16 protein-coding genes are annotated in these 15,953 nt (G+C 44.8%); 12 read left to right on the top strand and 4 right to left on the bottom strand.

The features are described from left to right. Window positions 1-68 precede the first annotated feature (68 nt). The gene (locus tag ACE3K2_RS26950) at window positions 69-683 is read left to right on the top strand and encodes an NADPH-dependent FMN reductase (RefSeq protein ID WP_421897367.1); all 615 of its coding nucleotides are present in this window, start codon (window positions 69-71) and stop codon (window positions 681-683) included. A 13-nt stretch (window positions 684-696) separates the two neighbouring features. Further along, entirely contained in the window at window positions 697-3,138 is a 2,442-nt protein-coding gene (locus tag ACE3K2_RS26945) for a flavocytochrome c (protein ID WP_421897364.1), read from the top strand. Between the two features lie 95 nt (window positions 3,139-3,233). Here the strand turns inward: ACE3K2_RS26945 and ACE3K2_RS26940 are convergent, their stop codons facing one another. Further along, the gene (locus tag ACE3K2_RS26940) at window positions 3,234-4,652 is read right to left on the bottom strand and encodes a PLP-dependent aminotransferase family protein (RefSeq protein ID WP_421897362.1); all 1,419 of its coding nucleotides are present in this window, start codon (window positions 4,650-4,652) and stop codon (window positions 3,234-3,236) included. Between the two features lie 151 nt (window positions 4,653-4,803). Between ACE3K2_RS26940 and ACE3K2_RS26935 the strand changes: the two genes are divergently transcribed. From ACE3K2_RS26935 to ACE3K2_RS26920, 4 genes are all read left to right on the top strand, one after another. Then, window positions 4,804-5,853 carry an LLM class oxidoreductase gene (locus ACE3K2_RS26935; protein ID WP_421897359.1) on the top strand — a complete coding sequence of 350 codons (1,050 nt, stop codon included), beginning with the start codon at window positions 4,804-4,806 and terminating at the stop codon, window positions 5,851-5,853. Between the two features lie 350 nt (window positions 5,854-6,203). Further along, window positions 6,204-7,013 carry an alpha/beta hydrolase gene (locus tag ACE3K2_RS26930; RefSeq protein ID WP_421897356.1) on the top strand — a complete coding sequence of 270 codons (810 nt, stop codon included), beginning with the start codon at window positions 6,204-6,206 and terminating at the stop codon, window positions 7,011-7,013. 46 nt (window positions 7,014-7,059) lie between these two features. Then, window positions 7,060-7,587 carry a MarR family winged helix-turn-helix transcriptional regulator gene (locus ACE3K2_RS26925; RefSeq protein WP_421897353.1) on the top strand — a complete coding sequence of 176 codons (528 nt, stop codon included), beginning with the start codon at window positions 7,060-7,062 and terminating at the stop codon, window positions 7,585-7,587. 192 nt (window positions 7,588-7,779) lie between these two features. Next, the gene (locus ACE3K2_RS26920) at window positions 7,780-9,129 is read left to right on the top strand and encodes an FAD-binding oxidoreductase (protein WP_339784820.1); all 1,350 of its coding nucleotides are present in this window, start codon (window positions 7,780-7,782) and stop codon (window positions 9,127-9,129) included. Window positions 9,130-9,257: 128 nt separating this feature from the next. Here the strand turns inward: ACE3K2_RS26920 and ACE3K2_RS26915 are convergent, their stop codons facing one another. From ACE3K2_RS26915 to ACE3K2_RS26905, 3 genes are all read right to left on the bottom strand, one after another. Next, window positions 9,258-9,554 carry a putative quinol monooxygenase gene (locus ACE3K2_RS26915; protein WP_421897350.1) on the bottom strand — a complete coding sequence of 99 codons (297 nt, stop codon included), beginning with the start codon at window positions 9,552-9,554 and terminating at the stop codon, window positions 9,258-9,260. 96 nt (window positions 9,555-9,650) lie between these two features. Continuing rightward, window positions 9,651-10,301, bottom strand: coding sequence for a nitroreductase family protein (locus ACE3K2_RS26910; protein WP_421897346.1), 651 nt, complete (start codon window positions 10,299-10,301; stop codon window positions 9,651-9,653). A 27-nt stretch (window positions 10,302-10,328) separates the two neighbouring features. Beyond that, the gene (locus tag ACE3K2_RS26905) at window positions 10,329-10,748 is read right to left on the bottom strand and encodes a MarR family winged helix-turn-helix transcriptional regulator (protein ID WP_253433129.1); all 420 of its coding nucleotides are present in this window, start codon (window positions 10,746-10,748) and stop codon (window positions 10,329-10,331) included. A gap of 345 nt (window positions 10,749-11,093) precedes the next feature. Here ACE3K2_RS26905 and ACE3K2_RS26900 point away from each other — a divergent pair, with 345 nt between their 5' ends. The 6 genes from ACE3K2_RS26900 to pfkB all read left to right on the top strand — a co-directional run bounded on the left by ACE3K2_RS26900 (window position 11,094) and on the right by pfkB (window position 15,886). Further along, window positions 11,094-11,303 carry a hypothetical protein gene (locus ACE3K2_RS26900; RefSeq protein WP_421897343.1) on the top strand — a complete coding sequence of 70 codons (210 nt, stop codon included), beginning with the start codon at window positions 11,094-11,096 and terminating at the stop codon, window positions 11,301-11,303. Between the two features lie 56 nt (window positions 11,304-11,359). Next, window positions 11,360-11,599 (top strand): DUF896 domain-containing protein, encoded by a 240-nt coding sequence (locus tag ACE3K2_RS26895; protein ID WP_036670038.1) that lies wholly within the window; start codon window positions 11,360-11,362, stop codon window positions 11,597-11,599. Window positions 11,600-11,936: 337 nt separating this feature from the next. Continuing rightward, a complete protein-coding gene (locus tag ACE3K2_RS26890; protein ID WP_421897340.1) occupies window positions 11,937-13,367 on the top strand; it encodes an NAD(P)-binding domain-containing protein in 1,431 nt (476 codons plus the stop codon). Between the two features lie 134 nt (window positions 13,368-13,501). Then, window positions 13,502-13,987 carry a hypothetical protein gene (locus tag ACE3K2_RS26885; RefSeq protein ID WP_421897337.1) on the top strand — a complete coding sequence of 162 codons (486 nt, stop codon included), beginning with the start codon at window positions 13,502-13,504 and terminating at the stop codon, window positions 13,985-13,987. Between the two features lie 238 nt (window positions 13,988-14,225). After that, entirely contained in the window at window positions 14,226-14,972 is a 747-nt protein-coding gene (locus ACE3K2_RS26880; protein WP_342572478.1) for a DeoR/GlpR family DNA-binding transcription regulator, read from the top strand. Between the two features lie 2 nt (window positions 14,973-14,974). Continuing rightward, window positions 14,975-15,886 carry a 1-phosphofructokinase gene (pfkB, locus tag ACE3K2_RS26875; RefSeq protein ID WP_421897335.1) on the top strand — a complete coding sequence of 304 codons (912 nt, stop codon included), beginning with the start codon at window positions 14,975-14,977 and terminating at the stop codon, window positions 15,884-15,886. The last annotated feature ends 67 nt before the right edge of the window (window positions 15,887-15,953 follow it).

The following is a 15,953-nucleotide window of genomic DNA, read 5'->3' as shown; positions in this document are numbered from 1 at the left end:
AGAGTTATGCCGAAAGAACGAGTCTGACATGTACGAATATCATTTCGAATGACAGAAGGGGGATTACGATGAATTATTTAGCTATTGTGGGCACAAATTCGGATGTGTCAACGAACCGCATGCTGCTTCAATTTATGCAAAAGCATTTCTCGAGCGAGGCCAAGATTGATTTATACGAAATCAAGGATTTGCCTGCTTTTATTGAAAAAGAGGATATAGAGGATGCTGAGGTTGATATTCCTGAAAAGGTAAAAGACCTATCGGATCGAATTGCCGAAGCTCATGGTGTCATTATCGCCACCCCGGAATATGATCATGCCATCCCTGCCGTTCTGAAAAGTGCGCTGGAATGGATCAGCTACACCACTCAAACCTTGAAGGACAAACCTGTTCTAATCGTGGGTGCTTCACACGGTTCACTTGGTTCTTCCAGAGCGCAAGCGCATCTTAAACAAATTCTGGATTCGCCTGAGCTGGGTGCAAGAATGATGCCTAGCAGCGAGTTTCTTCTGGGAAAATCGCAGAGTGCATTTGATACCGGTGGTAAACTCATTGATGCTGCGAAAGTAGCGGAGCTGGAAGAAATCTTCAGAGAGTTTGTTTTGTTTACGGAGATCACTAGGGAGCTACTTTCCAAAAGAACGTTGAAAAGAAAAACGAAAAAATTTTCCTGGCAGGAGTAGGGGGCTAATCATAATGAAAATCATAGCGATCGTGGGTACAAATGCTAAGAAATCGTACAATCGCAAGCTTCTCCAGTTCATGAAAGGACATTTTGAATCCAGAGCAACCATTGAAATCCTTGAAATTACAGATGTTCCGATGTTTAATCAATCCGATAACCAAACGAACAGTGAAATCATACAAACGTTTAATAAGAAAATTAGTGCAAGTGATGGTGTCATTATTGCGACTCCAGAATATAACCATTCCATCCCTTCATCCCTTAAAAGCATTCTTGAATGGTTGAGCTTTGAAATCCATCCGCTTGCTGGCAAACCCGTGATGATCATTGGTGCGTCACAGGCAACACAAGGCTCTTCGCGTGCACAGCTACATCTTCGTCAGATCCTGGATGCACCAGGTGTTGAAGCTAATGTGATGCCAGGATATGAGTTTTTACTTGGAAGTGCACATAAAGCATTTGACGAATCAGGTAAGCTGAACAGTGACGGAACAATTGATTTCCTGGAGGTATGTTTCCTGCGCTTCCTGCGCTTCGCCAAAATTTCAAATCAGCTTAATGAAGAAGAGGAGTTCACCTATAAACCGGGTGTATATGAGGTTAATGCGATAGGTCACAGCGGCAATCTGCCGATGAAGGTATCTTTTAGTGAAAATCGGATTGAGCGTATTGATATCGATGCCAAGGGGGAAACCGAAGGGATCGCCGATGTTGTTTTTGTAAGGATTCCGAATAAAATTATCGAAGGACAGACGCTCAATGTGGATGCACTCTCAGGTGCTTCTGAAACCAGTAACGCTGTCATCAACGGTGTAGCCAAGGCGGTTAAGCTTGCCGGAGTGAACCCGGACATCCTGAAAAGACGTGCAAAACCTGAGAGCAGCCAGATGAAGGACGACGAGGAGTACACTTGTGATGTGGTCGTTGTAGGTGGCGGTGGTGCCGGACTAAGTGCTGCTGCTACTGCTTTACAACAGGGAGCAAGTGCGATTGTTCTTGAAAAATACCCTGCTGTTGGGGGGAACACGATCCGTTCAGGTGGTCCTGTCAATGCAGCAGATCCAATATGGCAACAACAGTTTAGTGAGAACCCAGGAGAAAGACAAACGATTGAGAATTTATTAAGTACGGATGAGAGCCAGGTTCATCCGGAATATATCGATGATTTTCATGCACTACAAGAAGAGTTTGCAGCGTATCAGGACAAGTTCGGATCAGAAAAAGCGTATCTATTCGACTCCCCACTGCTGCACAGAATGCAAACCTATTTTGGAGGAAAACGTACGGACCTGAATGGCAACATGATCTATGGACAATATGATCTGGTCAAAGTACTTACAGACCGTGCCTTGGAAAGTGTGCAATGGCTTGAGGATATCGGTGTTGAATACGATAAAAGCATCGTGTTTGCTCCGGTGGGTGCCCTTTGGCGCCGTGGTCATAAACCTGTCAAAAGTTATGGTTCTGCCTTTATCATTGCGCTTAGCAAATATGTAGAAGAGAATGGCGGACAAATCATTACAGACACTCCGGTCAAACAACTGATTATCGAAGATGGCAAAATTGCAGGTGTGATTGCAACGGGTGTCAATGGTCAGAAAATCACGGTTCATGCCAAAGCGGTTGTGCTTGCCAGCGGCGGTTTTGGTGCAAATACACAGATGCTCAAGGAGTATAACACCTACTGGAGCCATATTGAGGATGATATCAAAACAACGAATTCTTACGCGATGACAGGTGATGGAATATCGCTTGGTAAGAGCGCAGGAGCGGCACTGACAGGCATGGGCTTCACTCAAATGATGCCTGTAGCCGATCCGGAGACGGGCGAACTCTTCAGTGGACTGCAAGTCCCTCCTGAAAACTTTGTCATTGTTAACAAAAAGGGAGAACGATTCGTTAACGAATTCTCTGGCCGAGATGTCTTAACCAAAGCGGCTATTGAGCAAGGGAGTTTATTTTACCTCATCGCTGATGATGAGATCAAGAAAACCGCAGCGAACACCAGCCAGGAAAAGATAGATCGCCAAGTCGAAGCAGGTACTCTGTTTAGAGCGGATACGATCGAAGAGCTGGCAGTGAAAATCAAGATGGATCCAGAAACTCTTAGAACTACGATTGATAAGTATAACTCTTATGTGGATGCGGGGTTTGATCCGGAGTTCCATAAGGATACGTTTAGCTTAAAAGTCGAGAAGGCTCCATTTTACGCTACGCCTAGAAAACCTGCCGTTCACCATACGATGGGCGGTATCAAGATCGATACCCAAACCCGTGTATTGGACGAAAAGGGTCAGCCCATTGCACATCTGTATGCCGCCGGGGAAGTTGCAGGAGGTATACATGCAGGTAACCGTTTGGGTGGTAATGCTTTGACAGACATCTTTACGTTTGGACGTATTGCTGGTAAAACGGCTGTTGATGAGATGAATGAGTTGGAGAATATAAAATAAGAAATGTAGATGATTCCAGGTTTCATATGCAAAGAACCCGCTTAACACAAGGATTTTTGAGTGTTTTGCGGGTTTTTTCTATGTGAAATTGATTCTTAACATACCCCAAACCAAGCCCGGTGAAGGGCATATACGCCTTCTGTAATATCCTCAATACTCAATCCACCAAAACCAATCTGAACCATAGATTTCTCCGCTTGAGCTTGTTGTGCCCAAAAGGAGGATACCGGGTAGACCCGAACGCCTTCCTTCTCAGCAGTACGAATCAGCTTCTGTTCATCCATTCCGTTATGTACACGCAATAAAATATGAAGTCCTGCATCCTGACCAATGATTGTAACCTTAGAGCCCATTCGTTGCTGAATTGTTGAGATCAGTGTGGATTGCTTTTGTCGGTACACTTTTCGCATCTTGCGAATGTGGGCTTCCCAATGTCCATTACTCATAAACAACTCTAAGGTGTTCTGCTGAAAATGAGAGACCGTTTGATCATATAATCTGTAGTCTTGTTTACGGTGTAGCTCTAACATGGTCTGTGGTAGAACCATATATGCAATACGTAATGAAGGAAATAGGCACTTTGAAAATGTCCCCAGGTACACGGTTCGCTGTTGGGCATCGAGGCTCTGCAGGGAAGGGATCGGTTTGCCGACATATCTGAACTCGCTATCGTAATCGTCCTCAATAATGATCCCATCCTGGTCTGTTGCCCATTTCAGTAATTGCATTCTCTTGGCGAGTGGCATGACCATGCCATAGGGGAACTGATGTGACGGTGTAATGTAGACGATGCGGGCGTTGCTTTCATATAACTTATGGATATGAAGTCCATCTGCTTCTAACGGAATAGGGTGAATGTTTAGACCTTTATGTTGAAAAACCGTCCGGACACCGTCATATCCCGGGTCTTCCATCGCGATACCCTGACTAACGTCACCTACTAATCCAGATAACACACCGAGCAGATACTGAACACCAGCTCCAATTATAATTTGATCGGGTGAACAATTCACACCCCTGGAGCTGTGCAGGTAATTTGCAATTTCCGATCGAAGTCCCGGTTCTCCAAGAGGATCGCCATAAGAAAACAACTTCCTTTGGTTCTGGAGCAAGCTCTGATTGGATAACCTGCGCCAAGTGGCAAATGGAAAATGCTCAGCATCTACGTCACCATAGCGAAAATCGTATCGAATCTCTGGGCTATCCTGAATATGGTTTTCCAACCGATTCTTACTCACTACATTGGATAGGGGCAGTGCTTCCAGCTTCAAATCCATTATGTACAAGCCACTTCTAGGTCTGCTCTGGACATAACCTTCCGCTAATAACTGTTGATATGCCATATCCACTGTATTACGGCTTATGTGGAGGTGGCTCGATAGGGAGCGAATAGAGGGAAGTCGGGTATCGGCTGGTAACTTTCCGTTCAAAATATTTTTCTTAATATAGAGATAAAGCTGAGCGTATAACGGATCTCCAGACTCTCTGTTCAACAATAATGTCAAATCAATCATGCTAATCCTCCTCGTTGCCAAACTGACCCTATTATTTTGTTGAGAGTTGTCACTACGTATGGGGTCAATCGATTGTTACAATTATATCAGTTCCGGTCGAATTAAAAAGATACCCGTATAATGCAATACGATTGTTTTAGGAGGAGAAGGAATGAACAAACCTAGAGATGTTATGGAACGAATCGAAAATCCGTCAACACAAGGGATAGAAAACTTCAATCAACACCCTGGTTTCCGTCGTATGTTTGCCCCAGACCAATTGACGATTGGGCTGTTTTTACCATTTAAATTCTATAAAGGTCACATGGATGTTCTAAAAGGTCAAGCTGACCTCGTGGAAAGCATGGATCAACGAAATTTCGCAGCCGTTTGGGTGCGAGATGTCCCTTTATTTGAGCCTGGATTTGGAGATGCCGGGCAGGTATTCGATCCATTTGTGTATCTGGCCTACCTTGCTGCAAGAACCCAAAACGTCTCCCTAGTAACAGGAAGTGCGATCTTCACGCTTCGCCATCCGATTGATTTAGCCAAGGCAGCTGCATCCATTGATGTACTTTCGGGCGGACGACTTGTACTAGGTATTGCATCAGGTGATCGTCCTGCTGAGTTTCCGGCGTATGGGATAAATGGAGAGCATCGTGATGTGCGATTCCGAGAGACGGTGGAGTTTTTCCGTGAGCTTATACAGGATAGAACTGGTGCCATTCAATCTTCGCTTGGTCAGATGAGCGGACTTGAATTGCTCCCGAAGCCCGCAACCGGTGGCATTCCGCTCGTTGTGACGGGTTCAAGCAGGCAGTCTTTAGATTGGATCGCAGAGCACAGTGATGGCTGGCTTACCTATCCCGAAGCGACGGCTAATGACTCCGGTCCTCGCATGCTCGGACGTAAGATTAATGCCTGGCGCGAGAAAATACCTAATGGCATGTTCAAGCCGCATATGACGAACGAATGGATAGATCTGGTGGAAGATGTTAATTATCCACGAACACCGCTTCGAGGCGGATACATATTGCGTACAGGACGAGCAGGTCTGATTCAACTTTTGGAGGAATGGAGAGCGGTGGGTGTTAATCACGCTGCACTAGGCATTCATTTTTCGAGTCGGCCAACTTCAGATGTGATTCAGGAATTGGCTGAGGAAGTGCTGCCACTCTTTCCTACGCATGTGGGTCCTAAGCCGTTGTTTACAGGGTGGTAGAGAATGAAGTCACGTAATGTGATGGCGTTTTTTCGCATGGAATGTTCATATAGCAATTGCCTAGCTTAGTCCCCGCGCATGAAGCTGTAAATCAACCTGATACAGTAGATTAGGGATGATATCAAAGGTAGGATATACTTTTTTTGTAAGCGCTCTAATTATATATAGACAAGGGGGACCGATGGTGCTAATATTGTTTCTATAAGAAACTATATTGTTCTTATTGGATATAATATGTTTCTTTCATTCTATTGGGTATTACAAGGACTTCATTCGTGAGTATACTAAAAAACGCCCTGTGCTAAAGAATTGTCTGGTGCTTGAGCGTAGTGAGAGGGATGGAAAATCATATGACTAAAATTGAAACAACAATCAAATCCTTTGACGGTACACAGCTTTATTTCAGCAAGGATACAGTGGAAAATGCAAAAGCCGCTGTCGTTATTGTACACGGACTTGCTGAGCATGCAGGGCGCTATGATTATGTGACAGAGAAGCTGAGCCAGCGCGGGTTTAACGTATATCGGTTTGACCATCGCGGTCATGCCAGATCCGAAGGACAGCGTGCGTTCTACAGTGATTTCCATCAGATTATAGAGGATGTCAACGTTGTGGTGGAAAGCGCATTGCAAGAGAGCGGTGATCTTCCGCTGTTTGTGATCGGACATAGTATGGGCGGCTTTGCAACCTCATCCTTTGGAACGAAATATCCTGGTAAGGTTAAAGGCATCGTGTTATCCGGAGCGCTCACTCGTTACAATACAAAAGTTGCCGGAGAACTGCCGATGGATCTTCCTACAGGCACGTATTTCCCGAATGAACTGGGCAGCGGTGTATGCAGCGATCCTGAAGTTGTATCCGCTTACGCAAATGACCCGCTGGTGGAAAAGCAGATCTCTGTAGATTTATTTAACAGTCTGGGATATGGCATAACATGGCTCAAGGAGAACGCTAAACAGTTTACAGATCCCGTGTTTGTTTTGCATGGAGCGAATGACGGATTAGTTAGCGAAAAGGATTCTCGTGACTTTTACGGGGATATCGCTTCAACGGATAAAACACTCAAAATCTATGCTCATCTGATGCATGAGATATTTAATGAAACGACTCGTGATGATGTTATTGAAGAAGCAATGACATGGATTGAAAAACGGATCTGATTTCAGTAGAGTAAGAGAGAGAAACTGAATATGAAAGGGATTACTCATGAAATTAGATTGGATGGGCGACCATCGGGCACTGATTGAGAAAATTATCAAATACGGTAATGCGTACTCAAACACCTATAAGCTGCAGCGAAGTTATGGTACAGACATGATGTTCTCGGCTTCACAGATTCAGACGCTGGAATACATTCTGGAAGCCGAGGAGAAGGAAGAGAAGATGTCGGAAATGGCCGCACGTTTGGGCGTAAGCCGAAGTACTTTTTCCAAGAACGTGAAGAATCTGACGGAAAAAGGTCTGCTCGAAAAATTTCATTTAAGCGGCAACCGGAAAGACATATACGTCAAACCTTCGGCAAAAGGTCGCGAGGTATATGCGAAGTACACCGAATTTGTAAGGGAGCTATGCTTTGATGAGATTTTCAAGTATGCAGATCAGATTTCGGATGCGGACAAGCAGAACTTTATTCGCATCATGGATTTGTTTGCCGATGTGCTCGTCTGGTATGGTGAAAAAGAACAGGAAGCGCGCAAGTTAATCAGAATTGATTCTGATTTGAGCAAAGACTAGTTCAACAACATGAAAGGGATTTTCCTCAAGGCTGTCTGTGGCCTGAAAGGGAAATTCCTTTTTGCTTGCTCTGAGACACTAACCTCGAAATTAAGGCACTAGCCCATTCCCTCCGCGAATGTCCGTCATACAGTATAAAGTGCTTGATGCAGCAGAGGCTGTAGGACAATTATTCAGCAGGGAGTGGGATGTGTGAAATCATCAACCAAGCTTACCGGACGGGTTATTTACAAAGGTGATCCAGGATATGAAGCGGCGCGGAAGAACTGGGACCCGCATACGGACAGATTTCCCAAAGTTTTTGTTTTTGCCCAACGGACGAAGGATGTATCCAACGCGATCCGATGGGCTCGTGAGAATAATGTTCCGATTCGTCCGCGGAGTGGCAGACACGCACTGGAAGTGAATCTTTCCCAAGTGAATGGTGGTATCGTGATTGATGTGAGTGATCTGAATTCCATCAAACTTGATAAAAAAAATGGAACGGTTGTTGTTGGAACAGGAAACCGCGTGGGAAGAATTGCGAATACCCTTGCCAAACAAGGTTTCATAGCTCCTTTTGGTGACAGCCCTACTGTCGGGATCGGTGGAATTACATTGGGTGGGGGTATTGGGCCTCTCCAACGTACCATTGGTCTCATCAGTGATAACCTGCTTGAGGTAGAGATGGTGGACGCCAAAGGAAAAGTGATTCGGGCCAATAAAAATCGTAATTCGGATCTCTTTTGGGCCTCGCGGGGAGGAGGCGGTGGTAACTTCGGAGTATACACCCGTTACAAATTCAAAGTGCGCCGTGCTCCAGCAAAGGCTACTGTATTTAAAATCACCTGGCCATGGTCTCAATTCGAAGAGGTACTTAAAGTTTGGCAGAGATGGGCTCCCTCAGTTGATACGAGATTGGGCAGCGAGTTGTCCATCGGACCGAAAAAGGGTGGCAATGTCCTTATGGAAGGGCTGTTCTTAGGCTCTAAAACAGAGGCTCTCCGGTTATTGCAGCCAATTACGAGTGTTGGCAAACCGACGAGCTCCGTTGTTCGTTTGTTACCTTACACGGAAGTTGTGAAGTTCTTATTACAACCTGATCCGACCGAGACTCAACGGTATAGCAACCAGTTCTCGTCCGGTTTTGGACAGAAACCATTCCCTGACAAAGCCATCAAATCGATGCGCGCATTTTTGGAGAACTTGGAAGAGGGGCCAGGCGGCTTCTATTTCCTCAACTGGGGCGGAGCAGTAAGTCGCAAATCACCTAGATCAACCGCCTTCTTCTGGCGTAAAGAGAAGTTCTATGTGGAATGGACCAGTACGTGGCTCAAACCATCCCATGCCGCCAAAAATATCGCACTCGCTCGTAATACTCGCAAGAAATTGCAACCATACATTGTCGGTTCCTATATCAACGTTCCAGACCAAGGGATCAAAAATTCCGGTCCGGTGTACTATGGAGCCAACTATGCGAGACTGCGGAGAGTCAAAGCCAAGTATGATCCCAAAAATGTGTTTAACAATCCGCAAAGTATCACTCCCGCCCGGATCGTGTAGTTGAACACCAAGTCATCGTGAATCTGATGTGAACATATTTTCAAAAAGGAAACTAAAAAGCTGCCCTCGGTCTTATGACCAAGAGCAGCTTCTCCACATGCGAGATACGCATGGCAACCGTTCTGCTATTATGCTTTCACTTGTTCTCCAGCAAATACTTCAACGTTCATGGGAGCGGCCATAAATGCTGCTGCTTGTTGTACAAAAGCTTGGAAATGTGTGCTTGTGTTATGGGATGCTGTAGCAGCTTCATCTTTCCACAGCTCGATCATCGTGTATTGTTGTTCGCGTTCCGTGCTTTTTACCAGGTCATAGCTGATGTTGCCTTCTTCTTGACGTGTTGCAGCGATCAGTTCTTTCGCAGCTGCGAGGAATGCTTGTTCTTGGTCTGCTTTAACTTGCAAATGAGCGTGAATGATAATCATAATGTGTAACCTCCATATTGTGTTGTTTGGAATGTATGAAGAATGTATGCTTATTGACCAATATAATCGTAGCTTACAGGGAAAGCGTTCCTGTTATTATGCCCAAGTTGTGATGGTTTCTACAGGCAGACGGTAGGATGGGTGACCTTCTTTGGCTGATTTACCGATCGAGATCAGCATCACCGGTTGATAACGCTCTTTATCCATGCCGAATGTTTCAGCAATTTGATCTTTTTCGTAACCACCAATTGGATTGGTATCATAACCATGGGCACGTGCAGCGAGCATCAACTGCATGGAAGCAAGACCTGCGTCAATCAGGTTAACGTCGCGAAGAGCGGAAGCAGGAATGTTCTCATAATAAGGTTTAACCACATTGATTTGGGCATTCTTAACTTCTTCTGGCATATAACCATGCTCTACAGCTTTACCAAAAATCTCTTCCAAATATTCAGCATTGTTCATATCGATAAATACACCAATAACAGCTGCGGAAGTCAGAACCTGGTTTTGATTGAACTTGGCAAGAGGAGCAAGCTTTTCTTTGCCTTCTGCTGTATCCACAACCAGGAAACGCCATGGTTGCATATTGATTGAAGATGGTGCACGGGAAGCTTCCGCCAGAATCTCAGTCATTTCTTCACGGCTGATTTTCACCTCAGGATCGTAAAGCTTAACGGAACGGCGACCGTAGGTAATTTCGTTAAAATCATTGGTTTTTTGGAATTTGCTTTGAATTGTACTCATGAATGAATCTCTCCTCTATATATGGGTTTAGAAATTGTTTTGCATACGTTCCAGGAAATCGGCGAGTGCCTGAACTTCGTCTTCACTGAAATCCTGTAAAATCTGGTTGATAAAATTGGTCTTCTCTGCTTTGTAGCCTTCAATCTGCTTCCGACCGTGGTCCGTCAGACGAACAAAAGTTACCCGATTATCTTCGGGGTTCTTGCGTCTTGTAACCATCAGGTCCGCCTCAAGCTGTTTCAAGTGGCGTGTAATCGCAGCACTATCAATGTTAATGATTTTCTGCAGCATGGATTGGTTAATCTCATCTACCTGATCCAGCTCATGCAGAATTTCAAAGCGAGAGGAACTGATCCCTGTACAGCGTTCGAACTTGGGACTGATTTTGTTACCCAGCACGTTCAACAGATTGATGATTTGTTCTTCTTTGGAAACAATACGTGTCATGACTAGACCTCCCGGGTGAATCTGAATCATGAACAACGGCGTATGTTAACCAATAATGAAAGTTGCAGTATACAATGCCATTGCCTAATGATTATTTGGATGCTCTCGATCATTGATGTATCAATAGTTGATGCCTCAATCATTGATGGCTCAATTAATATATCATGCCTTTTATGATTTTGCAACAGGTTAGAAAATGTTGCTGATTCTAGCGGTAATATCCCGGTACATAAGGAACGTAGTCTGTATAGGATGTCCATCTGCATGAGTTTATATCGACTGGCTATGCTGTTAGAATTATTATCCATTTAGAAGGAATATATTTTTTTGGATAGATGTAATTGATTGATTAATAACTACGAAGCGATACCTGATGTAGTCATTACACTACTGACACAGCGGGCAGTGCTGGGAAGCGGTACAGTTACTTTGGCGGTAGAAGTGGCATTGAATGCTGTAGATGTGATTGGACTGTTCTATACGTGCATGAGATTACCTGAAAACTTCCCGACGGATGGAGCCTATGGACAAATTCGTAAAATTGTAATAAGTTAGTTTGAAGATATTCGAAATATCTTTTGGAAAGTGGACTAACAAGTGAGGTGGATTTCATGATTCCTATTTTGGGACGCATTAACGAATTAAGTCGAAAGCAGCGCAGCAGCGTTGGTTTGACAAAAGCAGAACAAAGCGAGCAGCACGAGCTTAGAAAACAATATTTGCAGGCTATTCGAGGTCAGGTACTGACAACCATGCTGGCAGTATCCGTTGTGGACCCACTGGGTCATGATGTGACCCCTGAGAAATTAACCAATGAAAAATTGCAGCGCCGTGAACAGGCCGGCCAATAGCATTCCTTTAATAAGACAGACCAAGGTTACATCTTGGTCTGTCTTTTTTTTGTTTTCTGCAACTCTACCGTCTAAAAGCAAGCATATCAGAAGAGGAAGGTACCCTTCCGTTAGGTCTTTCGTGAAGATTAACAAGCATGTCAGTTATTTTTAGTGGTGATGACAATAAATCTGACGCCAACTTCAATTCATCCCCGTTTACACATATAATAACGCTAATATATCTCAGCAACACAAGGTAAAAGCACAATTATGCTCAATACAACTGACAACAAACTAACATGAATAATTAAAGAAAGACTAGTTCACATATGTATCTCGAAAGGGTTGAGGAATCATGAGCCTGGAAGCTTTGAATGAACGTGTGAAAAATGATCTGGATTATTTGTCATTTGGTGGCTCCAATTGGGTACGTCCAAGAGAACATGCAGATGGTCATGTCTATGATGTAGTCATTGTGGGCGGGGGACAGAGTGGATTAGGGGCGGCATTTGGACTTCTTCGGGAACGGATCTCCAATATTGTCGTCATTGACGAGAATACATCAGGGCTTGAAGGACCTTGGGAGACTTATGCGCGTATGGTTACTTTGCGTACCCCCAAGCATCTGACTTCCATCGATCTGGGAATCCCCTCCTTAACTTTTCGTTCATGGTGGGAAGCGCAGGTTGGGCGCGAAGGTTGGGAAGAGGTAGACAAGATCCCGCGTGGAGACTGGATGAATTATTTGCGCTGGTATCGGGAAGTGCTGAATCTGCCTGTGCTTAATGAGGTGAAATTGACACTTGTGGAGCCAATAGAGAACGGAATCCATCGACTTCATGTGAACAAGGCAGGAACTCAGATGGATGTCATACTTGCTCGCAAAGTTGTCCTTGCTACGGGAATACAAGGTGGTGGAGAGTGGCATGTACCTTCCATGATTGCTGATCGATTACCTCGGGAACTGTATGCCCATACGTCGGAAGCAATTGATTTTGAACGGTTAAAAGGTAAAAGGGTTGCAGTGCTTGGCGGTGGCGCTTCAGCTTTTGATAATGCGAGTTATGCCCTTGCCACAGGTGTGGCGGAAGCTCATGTATTTGTACGACGGGAACAACTGCCGAGTGTTAATCCTATTCGTCAGATGGAGCAATCCGGTATGATTGAGCGATACCACGCTCTTCCGGTTGCTGATAAATATGAAGTGATCTCTCATTTCTTCAAATTCAATCAACCTCCAACTAACGATACGTTTAATCGTGCGGCAGCCTGGCCTGGATTCGAACTGCATCTGAACTCGCCTTGGCTGAGTGTAGAGGCGACGGACCAAGGCGCAATTGTGCATACGGCACAGGGGGCATTTACGTTTGATTTTCTGATTATTAGTACAGGGCTTCTCAGTGATCCGGCACTCCGCCCTGAACTGAGGCTCGTAGAGCCATACATCGCGCGCTGGGAGGACTGTTATCAGGCTCCGCCAGAGCATCGCAATGCACTGCTGGATGCACATCCGTATCTGAGTTCCGGGTTTGCAATGACCAGCAGAAGTGAACAGGGTGAGAAACCGTTGCACGGACTGTTTGTGTTTAATTACTCTGCACTTGCCAGCTGCGGTCTGTCGGCATCGGCCATATCGGGGACCAAGAGTGCGGTGCCCAAACTGGTCACTGCTATAGCAGATCAATTGTTCCTCGATGATCGGGAGGTTATTTTACAACAGTTCTATAAGTATGAAGAACAGGAATTTACGGCTACGTGGGTGAAAACGGGTGCCCTCGCTGAGTAATCGCACTCCATAAGATTGTGAACGTGTGGCATCTGATGCTGCACGTTTTTTTGTTTTTCACATGATGAAGGTTACACTTGCCTTTAATTTGTTGTAAAATGTCGGTTGGAACATGTTAAAGGCAGGGATAATAGATGAATGAAATGAACTATGAACAATTTAGAGCCCATTTGAAGAAAGCGTCACGTAAACGAAATGTACCTTTGATTAAGATCGTTGCATTTCAGGAGAAATACATGAAGATTGAAGAAGTGCAGTATTTTGATGTGGAACAAAATCATATGAGTGTTCAGGCCTGCAATACGTTGTGGATGCATCTGGAGAATAAATCCTTCCGTAATATGGTGTCCCAACATTTGCAGTTTTATAGAGATATGGAGAACCTGGGTCGGCATTCATTTGAGAACCTGATCAAAGAACTATATGATACATCTGTTCCTGTGCTGCTCGATTACAATCCCGCTCATTATTACACCTCTGGGCAGCTCGCTGATATTCTGGTCATGGACGAGGAGAGGCTGATCGAACAATTGGAGATGGGCCGCTTCAAGGGGGCGTTTATTAATGAGGATGGCAAATGGCTTAAACCCAAACCGGATGTAATGCTTGTAGAGTCATAAACGTCATGAGATTCCCGTGAAAAGCAAAATCCTGCAACGCTGCGCATCAAGCGCTGGACGCTGCAGGATTTTTAATGGAGATACGAGAGGATGCGTGTTCAGTAGCTGGGGAAGGGACAATTAGACAAGAAAATAAGTCGAAAGATGCATTCTTTTGAAGGTTTTTAAATTATTTTGAATGAAAGTGGTTGTTTTTTGAGGAGATTATGATACTATAGAAGCAGTTGGAGGAATGAAGATGCTGACTGAAGAACGATATGCTGCAATTATAGAGCGCTTACATGTACAGGGGATTGTGAAATTGCAAGAGCTTGTTGATGTGTTAGGTGCTTCTGAATCAACGATTAGGCGTGACTTGATCGATCTGGAGAGTCGTCAGATGCTCAAACGCATCCACGGCGGTGCCGCCCTGGTGAACGAAAAAACGCTGGAACCGGGTATGGAAGAAAAAACGTTCAAAAACATTCAACAAAAAACAACGATTGCCCGTTTGGCTGCACAGGAGATCGAAAATGGCGAATGCATTTATCTGGATGCAGGAACGACAACGTTAGCCATGATTCCTTTTATTGAAGCTAAGGACGTAACGGTGGTTACCAATGGACTTTCTCATGTGGAAGCTTTGGTAAGCAAGCGTATTCGCAGTTACTTGCTCGGAGGTATGATGAAAATTCATACAAAAGCGGTCATTGGCAGTATCGCATTACAGAACATGGATAATTTCCGTTTTGATAAATGTTTTCTTGGAAGCAACGGAGTTGACCCCGAAATGGGGTATACAACACCGGATCCGGAGGAAGCCTTGATTAAAAGGCGTGCACATCAATTGTCGGGAAAATCTTATGTGCTGGCTGATTCCAGCAAAATAGGGGAAATTACTTTTGCCAAATTGTTTGATTTGGAGGAGGCCGATTTGATTACCGAGCAGATGCCAGAACACTGGCGGCCTGGAATCGCCCAGAAAACTAAAATAATTGAGGGATAACGATGATATATACGATAACACTTAACCCGTCCATTGATTACATCGTGGAAGTGGATGAGCTGAAGCTTGGTGGACTGAATCGAATGAATCGGGATTTGAAGCTCCCTGGAGGCAAGGGTATTAATGTCTCTCGCATACTGAATCAACTTGGAGCAGATAACACGGCTATTGGTTTCCTTGGTGGATTTACGGGACGTTTCATTAATGACAGGTTGCAAGAAGATAACATCCGGACAGACTTTGTCACGATTGCCGACGATACTCGCATTAACATCAAGTTGAAGCATGGAGAAGAGACAGAGATTAATGGTCTTGGACCGGCAATACGTGCAGAAGAGGCAGAGCAGTTGCTTCACAAATTGTCTTCATTACACAAAGGAGATATTGTCATTCTCTCCGGAAGCGTCCCCCCGTCACTTGGAACGGATTTTTATGATCGTCTCATTAAAGTCTGCAAGCAAACGGGTGCCGAATTTGTGATTGATACAACGGGCCCTGCGCTAATGGAAGCTCTGGAACATGCACCATTGCTGGTGAAGCCGAATCATCATGAACTAGCTGAACTGTTCGGTGTAACGATTGATACCCGCGAGGAACTGGTGTTATACGGACGTAAGTTGCTGGAAGCCGGTGCCAAACATGTGTTGATCTCGATGGCAGGTGAGGGTGCACTATTCATTACCAAAGCGGAAGTTCATCATGCAAGTGTGCCAAAAGGTACTGTGAAAAACTCGGTTGGTGCCGGTGACTCCATGATTGGCGGATTTGTAGGTACCTATGTACAGAGCGGTGATCTGCTTGAAGCTTTCCGCACAGGGGTTGCATCTGGAAGCGCGACTGCGTTCTCGGATGATCTGGCAACACGTGAATTGATTGATGAATTGCGCAATCAAGTAACCATTACGACGATCTAGTCTAACGGTCATATAAAAGGTTTTCATTGTAATTGTAATGTAATGAGGCCTGCCCATGCAGGCCGAC

This window comes from Paenibacillus sp., from assembly GCF_048976745.1.
Taxonomy (GTDB): Bacteria; Bacillota; Bacilli; order Paenibacillales; family Paenibacillaceae; genus Paenibacillus.
Note: the sequence above shows the minus strand (reverse complement) of the source record. Positions and strands in the feature narration are given on the sequence as shown.

What these genes read in the sequence shown, in the direction of transcription:
- ACE3K2_RS26925 (WP_421897353.1), top strand. Translation starts at nt 7,060, where the DNA reads ATGAAATTAGATTGGATGGGCGACCATCGGGCACTGATTGAGAAAATT.
- ACE3K2_RS26890 (WP_421897340.1), top strand. Translation starts at nt 11,937, where the DNA reads ATGAGCCTGGAAGCTTTGAATGAACGTGTGAAAAATGATCTGGATTAT.
- ACE3K2_RS26950 (WP_421897367.1), top strand. Translation starts at nt 69, where the DNA reads ATGAATTATTTAGCTATTGTGGGCACAAATTCGGATGTGTCAACGAAC.
- ACE3K2_RS26885 (WP_421897337.1), top strand. Translation starts at nt 13,502, where the DNA reads ATGAATGAAATGAACTATGAACAATTTAGAGCCCATTTGAAGAAAGCG.
- ACE3K2_RS26945 (WP_421897364.1), top strand. Translation starts at nt 697, where the DNA reads ATGAAAATCATAGCGATCGTGGGTACAAATGCTAAGAAATCGTACAAT.
- ACE3K2_RS26905 (WP_253433129.1), bottom strand. Translation starts at nt 10,748, where the DNA reads ATGACACGTATTGTTTCCAAAGAAGAACAAATCATCAATCTGTTGAAC.
- ACE3K2_RS26910 (WP_421897346.1), bottom strand. Translation starts at nt 10,301, where the DNA reads ATGAGTACAATTCAAAGCAAATTCCAAAAAACCAATGATTTTAACGAA.
- pfkB (WP_421897335.1), top strand. Translation starts at nt 14,975, where the DNA reads ATGATATATACGATAACACTTAACCCGTCCATTGATTACATCGTGGAA.
- ACE3K2_RS26930 (WP_421897356.1), top strand. Translation starts at nt 6,204, where the DNA reads ATGACTAAAATTGAAACAACAATCAAATCCTTTGACGGTACACAGCTT.
- ACE3K2_RS26880 (WP_342572478.1), top strand. Translation starts at nt 14,226, where the DNA reads ATGCTGACTGAAGAACGATATGCTGCAATTATAGAGCGCTTACATGTA.
- ACE3K2_RS26895 (WP_036670038.1), top strand. Translation starts at nt 11,360, where the DNA reads ATGATTCCTATTTTGGGACGCATTAACGAATTAAGTCGAAAGCAGCGC.
- ACE3K2_RS26940 (WP_421897362.1), bottom strand. Translation starts at nt 4,652, where the DNA reads ATGATTGATTTGACATTATTGTTGAACAGAGAGTCTGGAGATCCGTTA.
- ACE3K2_RS26915 (WP_421897350.1), bottom strand. Translation starts at nt 9,554, where the DNA reads ATGATTATCATTCACGCTCATTTGCAAGTTAAAGCAGACCAAGAACAA.
- ACE3K2_RS26935 (WP_421897359.1), top strand. Translation starts at nt 4,804, where the DNA reads ATGAACAAACCTAGAGATGTTATGGAACGAATCGAAAATCCGTCAACA.